The sequence below is a fragment of the Enterobacter cloacae complex sp. IR5384 genome, from assembly GCF_049237265.1.
In the GTDB taxonomy this organism is placed as follows: domain Bacteria; phylum Pseudomonadota; class Gammaproteobacteria; order Enterobacterales; family Enterobacteriaceae; genus Enterobacter; species Enterobacter cloacae.
In genome coordinates this window covers 86,806-98,399 of the sequence record NZ_JBMKHJ010000006.1, presented here as the reverse complement: position 1 = coordinate 98,399, position 11,594 = coordinate 86,806, and the positions used below count along the sequence as shown (strand labels likewise).

The 11,594-nt window shown below is 52.4% G+C and carries 10 protein-coding genes; all 10 read right to left on the bottom strand.

Going from position 1 to position 11,594, the window contains the following annotated elements; genetic code table 11:
- Positions 1–23: 23 nt before the first annotated feature.
- Complete coding sequence (locus tag ACOTX3_RS07795; RefSeq protein WP_029882738.1) at positions 24–317, bottom strand: YciI family protein; 294 nt, start codon at positions 315–317, stop codon at positions 24–26.
- Positions 318–1,065: 748 nt separating this feature from the next.
- Entirely contained in the window at positions 1,066–1,296 is a 231-nt protein-coding gene (locus tag ACOTX3_RS07790; protein WP_224085025.1) for a hypothetical protein, read from the bottom strand.
- Positions 1,297–1,799: 503 nt separating this feature from the next.
- Complete coding sequence (locus ACOTX3_RS07785) at positions 1,800–2,060, bottom strand: hypothetical protein (RefSeq protein ID WP_048972362.1); 261 nt, start codon at positions 2,058–2,060, stop codon at positions 1,800–1,802.
- Complete coding sequence (locus ACOTX3_RS07780; protein ID WP_058678623.1) at positions 2,060–6,436, bottom strand: RHS repeat-associated core domain-containing protein; 4,377 nt, start codon at positions 6,434–6,436, stop codon at positions 2,060–2,062. The genes ACOTX3_RS07785 and ACOTX3_RS07780 overlap by 1 nt, the downstream gene beginning before the upstream one ends.
- Before the next feature lie 3 nt (positions 6,437–6,439).
- On the bottom strand, positions 6,440–6,880 hold the full coding sequence (locus tag ACOTX3_RS07775; protein WP_029882748.1) for a DcrB-related protein: 441 nt from the start codon (positions 6,878–6,880) through the stop codon (positions 6,440–6,442).
- Between the two features lie 75 nt (positions 6,881–6,955).
- Positions 6,956–8,032, bottom strand: coding sequence for a hypothetical protein (locus ACOTX3_RS07770; RefSeq protein ID WP_058678622.1), 1,077 nt, complete (start codon positions 8,030–8,032; stop codon positions 6,956–6,958).
- A gap of 3 nt (positions 8,033–8,035) precedes the next feature.
- The gene (locus ACOTX3_RS07765) at positions 8,036–8,476 is read right to left on the bottom strand and encodes a hypothetical protein (protein ID WP_234355574.1); all 441 of its coding nucleotides are present in this window, start codon (positions 8,474–8,476) and stop codon (positions 8,036–8,038) included.
- Positions 8,477–8,591: 115 nt separating this feature from the next.
- On the bottom strand, positions 8,592–9,074 hold the full coding sequence (locus ACOTX3_RS07760) for a hypothetical protein (RefSeq protein ID WP_072205109.1): 483 nt from the start codon (positions 9,072–9,074) through the stop codon (positions 8,592–8,594).
- Between the two features lie 10 nt (positions 9,075–9,084).
- Positions 9,085–11,007 carry a type VI secretion system Vgr family protein gene (locus tag ACOTX3_RS07755; RefSeq protein WP_058678620.1) on the bottom strand — a complete coding sequence of 641 codons (1,923 nt, stop codon included), beginning with the start codon at positions 11,005–11,007 and terminating at the stop codon, positions 9,085–9,087.
- Between the two features lie 65 nt (positions 11,008–11,072).
- On the bottom strand, positions 11,073–11,507 hold the full coding sequence (locus ACOTX3_RS07750; RefSeq protein WP_058678619.1) for a hypothetical protein: 435 nt from the start codon (positions 11,505–11,507) through the stop codon (positions 11,073–11,075).
- Positions 11,508–11,594 lie beyond the last annotated feature (87 nt).

Below are 11,594 nucleotides of genomic sequence, written 5' to 3'. Positions count from 1 at the left end.
GCGTGGATTTTTTTATTGCGCGGTCAAAACACATTGGCTAAGCGTTCTGTTTTCATGCTGGGTTCAAAAGGAATGATGTCAGCCGTCGCAAGCTTTAACCTCTGAAACGGATCTTCGCGTAGTCGCTCTTCAAGTGAGGCAAGACTCTCACATTTAGCGAGAATGACACCACCATTTCTTGGGACCCGTCTTCCGGATGCGAGGAAAATCCCCTCTGCATACCCCTTTTTCAGCCACTCTATATGTGCTGGTATCGCTGCATCAATCTCTTCGAGTGGTCTGATATAGGTTAAAATGACAATGTAAACCGTGCTCATCCTTTGCCTCTCAGTTGTGTTTTAGCCGCTTGTTGAAATTGCTTATGCAGTCCCTCTTTTGCCACCCGGTTATGGTTATCATTTTGGGCACATTTGATCTTAATATGCAGGGCCTGAGCAAGACAACGCGTTACGCGTCATATCCCAGGAGTAAAACCAATCATGCCAGCCGTTTTTTTTTGTTGGATAGCTACAGACAACGACCACTTCCTTTGACAGGTTGAATGTTAAGTAATAGAAAGTCGCGCCTTCAGGAGGTGCAGACCAAAATAGTTTTTCGCCCTGAGCCTTGAAGATGGTCAAAACGGTTGGTAATGGCTTTGGCTCGCTTAACGCAAAGACTAACTGGCGTGTTGAGTCGACCATTGCGAGGTCTAAGCAAGGTATACTTAAGCGTACGCTTCTTGTGCAGCATATCCACTCAAGCACGTCTTTTTCTTTAAAAAATTGAAATAAGCGATCATCTTCGCTCTTAATAAATATTTTTATTATGTTTATAAGTAAGTTTCAGATCATCTCGATATGTTATAGTTTGAAGCCCGATATATTATATAAAGCATCAACTATCAAATCGTTCTGAAGATTCCAAAGAGGTTTAGTGTGTTTATTTTTGAAAATAACCTCGCAATTTAATTTAGGGCGTGAGTGTTTTATCTGAATACTCATGAAAATCATCTTTTTTTCGTCATAGATGATTTCTTTCGGTCTATAAATATATCCTTATAGAAGCATGACATCATATTTTTAATCACGGGCCATAAAAATGCATCAGTGTGTTAAGATCATCTAAATCTTGTTTGGTTGGTTTATTTTTCTCCATTTTATCATATTCATAAATTATTCCTTTCATAGGAATGCCGGAATCATGATTAATTGCCAGCCCCATTAGTTTATCAATATCAGTCTGATTTTTTAAAGTATTCTTTAAAAATTTATGGAGAAGTTTTTCAGCATCTTTTCTTTCTAAGAAATACATCATGTTTATCCTGTGATATTTCAATAAAGTAAATGATTACGATTACCATCTTCATACACTAGCAAAATGCAGTTTTACAATGCTCTGAATATTTTAAATATTCATATCAAATTAAGGATAGCAAGATGAGTGAGCAGATCAAGTTTTAGAATCAGCTAAAGACCATGCTTGCAGCAATGGCTCTTAGCAGACAGTTTTAGAGCCTAATCGCACTCAAGAAAAATAAGGCTAACAAATCCTCAAAAGAACAGTGTCTATCATCATGGTTTAGTGTACAAAATTGTAACAGACTGGGGCAAGACTGCTTCGACGGCTAATTTCGTCCGCATGCAGATGAATTGAATGACGCTAGCTTTAATTTTAATACATTAAGCCGGTTAATAGTAATTATTTATGCGCTCTTTTATTAAAAATTGTCTGTTTTTGTGGTTGGAGTGAGAATTTCAAAAACAGACAACCACATAATTATAACCTCGCAAAAAATCATTCCTTCCCTTTGCTTAATATCAGGGCATCATTTTTTTAATATCAAGTGCGTAATTAACAACATCATCTAAAAGTTTTTCTTCCCTGAGGGAAAAGTTTGCGTATTGAGCCATAGCTCTGCATGTTGACAGACTTTCAACTATTTCCAATGAAATTTTGTCTCCAAAAATTATTATCTGATCATAACGAGTTTGAAAAAAATTTGCCGATTCATGTTTACCATTGGCATTAAGTTCAAAAATTATTTTTTCAAGTGCATTTTTTAAGTTATTCAAATTCATTACCAGGGAACCCTTAAAGTTTTAACCACCCATGCTCTTGGAAGATTTGACACCACAGCCTGGTATCCCATCCCAGGATATCCTGCCCCTTGAGCTGCAGCAGGACCTTCACTCACCCAAGTTCCCTTAGGAACTCTAAACTCTGATACATTAGTAATATTTACACCCCAATCATGACGAATAGCTAGCTTTTCTCGCAACACCTCCTCAGAATTGTATTTTTCATTTGTCAGCCAAGAGATTTTTCTTCCTGTTCTATTATTTACACCATGATATTTATAAAAAGTCTCGTCTCTTTTTAGCTGCCTGTTTTTATAAATACTTTTATCAAATGTTTCAGCAATTCCTCCAGGAAGTTGCGGCCCTGGTTTTTTCCCTGTATTGCATCTACTCAACCCCCACGGATCCACCCACCCCAGCGCATTCGGCGCATACTGGTAAAGATTTATCCCTCCCGCCAGCCCTATCGGGTCCTGCTGCGTAAACCGCCCGCAGTCCGGGTCGTAATACCGGAACAGATTGTAGTGCAGCCCTGTCTCACGGTCCAGATATTGCCCCTGCATCCGCAGGTTCTGGTAATATCCTGATAGCTGCGTCTCGCTTTCCCGCAGCAGCTTGCCCCAGGCGCTGTTAACGCCTTCCCAGCGCACCTGCCCTTCGATATCCGTCATCCGTTCCGGCGTACCGTTCGGCTGGCAGTGGAACCAGAAAATCTCCGGAGCATCAACGCCGTCAATACGTGCCAGCGGATCGTAGCTGTCCTGATCGCTGTAGACATAGGTCAGCGGCACGTCTCCATGCAGCTCCTGCAGCAGGCGGAACCCTTCCCAGACAAACCGGGTGGTGACGGGCTTACCGGTTACCTGTCCGCCCAGTATCTGCTGGCGCGTTTTGCTGATGCGGCGTCCAAGCGGATCGTAACGGAAGCTGACCTGCGTCTGCGGCCTGTTGCGATCCCGCGGCTGGCTGATCACTTCCGTCAGGCGGTGTTCACCGTCGTACCGGTAGTGCCAGCGGGTCTGGCCGTTATCCTTCTCCACGGTGCGGCCGTGGATGTCATAACGCCAGCGAATGCCATTCAGCTGCGTCAGGCGGTTGTGCGTAGCCTTCTCAGCAGATCCGTCGAGCGGGTTACCGGCCGCATCCCAGCGCCACTGCTCCTGCCCGGGCAGCGTGCCGTCCTGAACCAGCAGGCGCCCGGCGCTGTCGTACTGCCAGCGGTACCAGCTGAACGGATTATCATCCCGTTCTTCCCGCACCAGGTTATTGCGGTAGTCATAATCCCAGCGGCGGGACCAGCGGCGAGGTGACGGGCGCTGGGCGTTGCCGGTGAAGACATCCCGGCGATGAAGGCGACCTAAACGGTCGTATTCGCTGCGGGTGGTGAGCAGCCCCTGCGTGCGGCTGGTCTCCCGGTGGAGTTCGTCGCGGGTAAAGTCGGATACCGACAACTTATCAAGGGCAATGCTGAGCAGATGCCCGCTGCCGTAGTAGAACTGTTTGAGTTCGCGGCCATCCGGCAGCGTAACGGAGGTGCGGTTGCCAAGGGCATCATACTGCCATGCCAGCTCACCGTGCTCGCCCGCTTCGCGGGTCACGCGACCAAGTGCGTCATACTCAAAGGAAAGCTCCTGCTCAGCCTCGGTACTCCACGCGTCGGCTGAAAGCGCCGGGTGCAGCCCAATCCGGGTCAGCAGCCCTGACGGGGTGTAGTGGTAGCGGGTCTGCCCTTCCGGCGTAGTGCGGGCGACCAATTGCCCGCTCGCGCTCCAGGCAAAGGCGTGGGTGATGGCCTCCGGATGACCGGCAGCAAAGGTACGCGCTATCGTGCGCCCACAGGCGTCGTAGCGATACTGCGAGGCCACACCATCGAGCCCCACCTCCTCCAGCAAGAGCGAGTCAGGCCCCCAGCGGAACTGATACGCTTCGCCGTTTTCATTTTCAAGGGCAATCAGACGCCCTCTGCTGTCCCAGCGGCGGCGGACCTCTTCACCCCGGGTATTACGCGTGGCGGTTAAGCGTCCGGCCTCATCGTATCTGAACTCGCTTTCTTTCCCGTCGGCGCCAGCATGCTTCACCGGCAGGCCACGTTCGTTCCATTTTAGCGACTCTGTCCAGCCTTCCGGGCGACCGAGCTGTACCGGGCGCCCGGCAGCGTCGTAGCGATAACGCGTCTCTTCGCCGTCGGCGCCCGTCTCGGTCATCAACCAGCCCAGCGGATGATATTGGTAGCGGGTGGTGTGGCCAGAGCAGTCTGTCGCACGCACCACTTGTCCTGCTTCGTTGTACTCATGATGGCGGCTGTTTCCGGCGGCATCCACCTCTTCAACGACCTGACCAAACTCATCCCGGCGCAGCAGCGTGGTCTGCCCCATTGGGTCCACCACGCGGTTCAGGCCGTGATGTTCGTCGTACCAGAACCGGGTAGCGCTGCCGTCGGCTTCAATGATGGCCGTCGGTAGCGCGCGGTGTTCAAGCCAGGTCGTGGTGCGGGCATTGCCGTCAGGGTCGATCTCCTGCACCCGGTTGCCCATCTCGTCGTAAACGAAGGTGACGGTGTTCCCGAGCGGATCAATGCGTTGCGTGAGGAGTTCGTTCTCATCCCACGTGTAGCGCCAGTTCTCGCCGCGCTCGTCAACGTAGCGGACGATCAGATTTTGCGCGTTCCAGTAGTGCTGACGTTTCTGACCATCGTAGTGTTCGACGGTGGTCAACCCGGCGTCAAGATCGTAGGTGAAGCGACAGCCATCCCCGGTGCTGGTGCGGTTTTCAACCACGCGCCAGTGGTCAAATTTTTTCCAGCGGTATTCACTTTCCAGCCCGCCCGGCAGACGATGCCAGACCATCAGGCCATGGTCGTTATAGCGGTATTCGCGGGTAACTACACCAGAGGCATCCGTCGCGCTCGCCAGCTGGCCACGCGCATCGTAACCCCATTGCATCAGCGGCCAGCTACGGCTGCCGTCAAAATGGCTGGCAGCGGTTACGCGCTGTGGGAACCGTTCGTCCTCATAGCGCAGGGTGACGTCTATTGCCCGCGGCTCATCGTGCAAACCGACCAGCCTGCCGTGCTCATCCCACTCTGTCAGCAGTGCGTTGCCGTATTCGTCGCTAAGGGAGGCCAGACGCAGAACGGATGGATTCACGCGTGTCGGTTTATACAGGCGCCACACCGCGCCGTCATCATCGGCTATCGCCACATCACCGCTCTCGTTGCGGCGGATGATGATACCCTCGCTGATGCTGTAGAATGCGCGGTCGACGGGTGGCAGTTCAAAGCTCAGCTCACGCCCGGTTTCGTCGAACCAGGTGGCATTGTTCTCTTCAAGCGTCAGATAACTGTCAAAGGTTGTTGCCCAGCCCAGGCCAAACAACCCTTCGCGGGTGGTCAGGCTGTTATAACTGCGCTGCCAGCGAAGCGGAAAACGCCCGGGCAGCGAGAAATCGAGCTCATCATCGTCATTCAGCACCTTCACGCCGGTGGCGGCATGAACCGGGTGCGAGGAACCAAATACGGCATTGACGGCCATATCGGCCAGCATCCCGCCCCCGGCTGCTGCCAGGGCACAGGGCATGTTTTTTAAAATCTTGCCCGGACGGCCGCGCAGCAGGGAGAGCGCAATCATCCCCAGTGCCAGCCCCGGCGTTTTGCCGCTCTTGATATCGCGAACCGTCAGCGTCTCGCCGCCGATGATCACATTCGGGGAAACGTCATCGGAAACGGTGCCTTCGCAGGTGGTGCGATCTTTGGCACGTACTGCCGCTTGTCCATTGATAAAGACGCTTTTAGAGCCTTCCGCCAGATACTGTGGTCCGGAGTGTTTTTCACACGCGACCTTATCCTCTTCCAGCGGCGATGTACCCGCCGCAGCGGAGGCCACGCTCGGCTGCCACATTTCGCTGCCGAACTGTCCGGCAGCAGAGAGCAACATGCCGGCGTAATCGGCAAAACTTCCCGGTGACTGTGGCTCTGGGGGTGGCGTATCTGCGGGGGTCAGCGTTCCGGCCGCGCGTGCAGCGGGAAGGCTATTGGTGAGCACGTTGCTGGAGCCGGTGGTGATTTTACCTGCGGGTGACGGCGGGAACAGCGCATCACCCAGCCCCTCCGCGATATTACTGATATCGTCGGTAACACCCGCCAGGTTAGCCAGTACGCCACCAACGATCCCGCTTAACAGGCAGCTGGATCCAATCGCCGCCACGCCCGCAGCGGCTGCCCCGGCCCCCAGCAGTGGTGCGGCGGCAGTTGCTGCCAGCCCTACCGCCGCGCCGATCACCGCGTAGGCGGCACCTTCCGCCACAATGCTGGTGATATCCGCGAAAATGCTGGAGTGAATAATCTCGTCACCCTTGCGGGCCGCGTTGTTATCGCTCATGCCTTACACATTCCGGTTGTCGTTAAGCGTCAAACTTTGCTTAAGCGCGCTCCAGCGCGCCTCGTCTTCTTCATTGAATGCTCTGAGTGCCGAGAGAGTAAAAATCATCAGGACCGGTTTACCCGGGGTCTGCACCGCCAGCTGTTTTTGCCACAGGCGCTGGCCGTTACGGTCAAACGAGGTTTCAACTTCCAGACCGTTGATTTTTCCGTCAGGACCGGCTTTTACGCGCTGAAATTCACTCTGGACGATCTCCCCCATCTGTGGGCGCAGCAGCTCCCACTGGCGGTGGAACTCTTTCTCATGATCGCTGCCATCCGGGATAACTCCGCGACTGACAACCACAGACAGCCCGCTTTCGTCATCGCGAATGATATTCATCGTGTTATCCTGCCAGGCAGCAGGAAAAAGGGAAAACGAACCTTCCTGGAGGGTGTATTTCATAGGTGGACTCGGGATGATTAATATTGAAAGAAATAAAATGACCAGTTTGATTTGGCCTTTTGAACGGCTGTTTCGTTATTCAAGCCAGTGGCCCGACTGCTCAACCAAAATATGGCCGCCTTTGCTGACAACCAGTTTCAGTGGTGCATAGGTCACGGTATAGGTAACGTCCCCATTCTTATAGGTTGAGCCGGTTATTTTACCTGTGGGATCCTGAAGCGTTTTCCCCTTTAAGGAGATCGTACTGTTATCACTTTTGCGAACGCCAAGATAATACATCTGGCCACACTCACTCTCGAAACGCCCGCAGTTATTTACCAGAGAAATAGTGAACTTATCGGTATCCAGCTTTCTGGTTTCAACGTTATGAACGGGAGCCGCTTTATTTAGCGTATAACGCAGCGGAGCATAATCATGACCTTTTTGAGGAGGCGTGACTAAACGCCACGTCATTTTGCTTCCGTTAATTTCCAGAACTGCTCGTCCATCCACACCGCCAAACGAGGAGTCGAACTTAACGTTCGCACGATTGCCCGTGATAGCACCGCTTAGATTGTGTTCATCCTCTGCGGGACAATCGATGCGGTTTCCTCTCTGAGAGATATAGCAATATGACCCGGAGATACGGTCGCCTGATTCCGTTAAACGCAGGGTTAGCGTCGAGTCAGTGCCGAACGTGCCTGCCCACACCCCATCAAACGTTAATTTTGCCTGGCTGTTCGTTGCAAAATGCATCGCTTTGAATCTGGCAGCCCATTGCTGAATATCAGCATTCACCACCTGACGATGATCAGATGACTGATAATGAATAACGTCTGACTCAGGAACGACCCAGGCCGTATAGATTTTGCCGTCAGGTTCAACGACCAAAGCTGACGCATTCTCCAGATAAAGATCGTTACGCCAGCCTTCAACAAACAGGCCTCCGCCTGAGGTTGAATGGGGTTCGCCAAAGACATCAAAATTGCTAATAAACGTCTCGTAATCGCTGCCCAGCGTCTTCCTGAGCGTCTCATTCACTTCGCTGTCGTTAACGATGTGGCCTACGGTATCGAGCCTATTGTATTGCGATAGATCAAGCGCGGCTGAGGTTTCAACTGAGCCCAGTAATAGCGCGGTGAACAATGCGCATGCTAAATTTTTCCTGGCCATAAATTACTCTTGGGCACCATTATCGTAATTCATTGTTATTGTCACAACCTTGCTGTCTTTAATCCCGAACGAGAGAAGCTTGTTACCCAATTGATAAAAACACCATTGTTCCCCGGCATCATTTTCCATCTGACCCTTGCCATATGCATTACTGAGTTCCCTGGCTGTTGACCCTACATGAATACCGCGCGGTGTTTTGCCCTCCCCGGCGGTAAGGGTAATTTGCGATACGATATAATCGTCAACATTCCGTTCGACCTTATCCCACCAGAGATTGGAAACATATATGTCAATACCCGTCTTTTGATGCTGGTAGAATTTATAGTGGGTTCCGTCAAAAGGAACCTCACCGACAAAATTACCTTCTATCGGTACCTCAATTTTACGCGCAACATCATCTGTCCATCTTTCGCCCAATGTGACAGTCTCATCTTCCATCTGCACAGTAAAATCCTGGTTAACTAAAACCAGCGGCATATTATGTTCATACACCCCATAGCAGTTCAGAGAGGAAAATATCGCGGTAAAACGAAGAAATATTAAAATGTAATTTTTCACGTTAATCACTGCCCGCGCTAATGACAACCGAGTCCAGACAATCAGGTTTATTTACGGAGAAACTGAAACTAGCCTTTTGTCCATTCATATCTTCTGGCGCGGTATAGCTGGTCACTTCATTTCCGGAGCGGCCTCGGGGATAATCCGTTAACACCAGCTCCGGATAATGCTTTTTAACGGCATCGAGTGTGATGCACTGACCTGACGGGGAAAAATTCAATAACGGTGCCATGCCGTCGCGCTCTTTGCTTACCCGTAAATCAATCCCGGTAATGCGCATATCCTCTGCCAGCCTGACATCACCGGCATGATAGAAGTGAATGTATTCATTATCTTTCGTCAGCGTAAACTGCAACGGCAGATCATTAACACTGGTGTTGGATAGCGTTCTAAGTGAAGCACTCATCTCTGCAATGAACATCCAGAGATCTTTTTTCGTTGCGTGTCCTTCTGGCATGCCCATCGCTAATAACGCGACAAGCACCGCTCCAGCCTTAATCACCCTTGGTCGTGAATTTCGCCTGAACCGCCGCATCAATATCACCTTTGTGCCCCGCGCCCGGCGCCGTTGTGCCTGGCTTAGCGCCTGACGTATTGAGATGCAGCTTACCGCCCGTGGTGATATGACCATCCCCTTCAACGAAGAAGTTAAACTCTTTACCGATCAGGCTAATTTTGCCGTTAGCGTTAAGTTCAATCGCACTTTCACCTGACACCAGCCGCAGTTTGGTGCCGGAGGCAACGACATACTGCTCCACCGCCGCATCCAGCTTTCCTTTGCCGGTCAGGATCTCGGTTCCGCCTTTTACCGCCTGGATCTGATTCGCTTCCACGCGATGCAGTTCGTTTTTCTTTACGTAATGGCTACGCTCGCCGCCAACGCTATGTGTTTCGTCATTCTTGATGCTGGTATCCATATTTCGCTCGGCCTGGATCCACACCTGCTCCGCCCCCGCCTTGTCCTCAAACCGCAGGGCGTTGGCGTTATCCACGGAGCCATCTTTCGTGCGGCTCATAAAGCCCATCTGCGTCGCCGCTGCCGGCAGCGCCCACGGTGGCATGCTGGCATCGTTGTACACGCGCCCGGTGATAATCGGACGGTCCGGGTCACCGTTGATAAAGTCCACCACCACCTCATCGCCCACGCGCGGGATCTGCACCCCACCGTAGCCCTGGCCCGCCCAGGCGCTCGACACACGCACCCAGCAGGAGCTGGTGTCGTCCCCTTTTGCCAGACGGTCCCAGTGGAATTTCACCTTCACGCGACCATATTTGTCCGTCCAGATGCTCTCTCCCTGCGGCCCGACAACCTTCGCCGTCTGCGGGCCGTAGGTGCGCGGCCACGCCGTGGACTGCGCCGGACGGAACGACACCGACGCCGGGATAACCGTGAAATCGATGCGGTGGATGGTCTCCCCTTCGCCGCTGGCATAGCGGTTCTCTTCCAGATGATACCCGGCCGCCGTCACCAGATAGTCACCGTTATCGCTGAAGAACGGTGCGTTGGTCAGGGTGAAGGTGTGGCCCGGCGCAATTCCCGCCGCCGTGGCCGTGGCCTGAATCTGCTGATGCTCCACCTGCCAGCGCTCCTGGCGAATGCGGGCGTAGAACTCCGCATGCCCGGTCTCCACAAAGCGCCCAGGCCAGTCGTACACGTCAATGCTGCCCGGTTTCGGCGACGCCGGGTTCTGCTGCGCCTGGAACAGCCACGCGTTCGGCTTGCGGAAGTCGTAGTCGTCGAGGCTGTAAATGCCCGGCGTGACGCTGTCCTCCAGCGCCCACTGGCTGATGCCCTCTTCGTCCGTGCTGCCGCCGGACGGCGTCTGGTGATAGGGGATGACCTCGTAGCCGCTGAACGGCTGATGCTGCGTGGCGGCATCGGTGAGCACCAGGGTGTGTTTGTCGGCCTCGTGGCTGAAGTAATACGCTATCCCCTCCAGCTCCATCAGGCGGCTGATGAAGTCCAGGCTCGACTCCTGATACTGGACACAGTAGTCCCACACCCGGTAGCTGCCGGTGAGCTTATCTTCCACGTTGACCTGATGCTCGCCCAGCAGGGTTTTCACAATCTGTGGCACCGTCTGCCCCTGGAAGATACGCAGGTTACGGTCGCGCTTCATCGGCCACAGGTCCGGCTCCACCGTCAGCTGATACACCGCATAGCGCGTGCCCGTCAGCTCAACGGCGCTCACCGCCACGCGCGTGACTTTGCCGTTGATGTAGCGCGGGGTAAGCAGGTTCTGGGTCGGGATGGTCACCGTGACCGGCTGGCCCAGCAGTTTGCTGCGGTCGATACGCGCATCCGTGCCGAGCAGGGTCAGCGTCAGGGCGAACGACTCGGACATCGCCTCGCGGCCGGAGAGTTTCCAGAAAAGCAGCCCCTCGACGGGGAGCTGGACGGTGATTCGGTTGAGCATAATCGTTATTCCGTAAATGCAACATCTTAGTTTCAGCAGCCTCGATGCAGCGTTAATTGCAACGCTTACTTAAGCCACAAACCTGAAAACATAAGGACACACCCCAACGAGAGAAGGAGTTTGGCAAAGATAAACAGAGGCGGCGCTACGGTGTGTGTGACCCGGGAAATTTTTTCATAATTCGGAGCGTTGTATTGTTTATGCCCCACCATAACACCAGACAATATTGTGCATAGCAAAACGGCGGTAAATTTCATACCCCAGACGCACAGGAGAGACATAGATATGATGATGGAGTAGTGTTTAGCCACCGCGACCGGAAATAATGAAAATGACTGAGCCAGCCATTTCAAAAGAAAACCAATGCCGACTGTAGAAAGCAGGACAAGTACCAGTATCAGACCCGTATTGATCCATTGTTTCTTATTAAACAGGTTATTGTTATTCCAGATAAGCGCAAGTGTGAGGATCAAAAAGAAAAAAAAGAAAAACCAGTTCATTTCAATATGCCTCTTTTGCCCACCAACACATGCACCTCCCGTCGCCTTACGGTAACGGGATTGCCGGTTGTGTGGCAGGCTGAATAT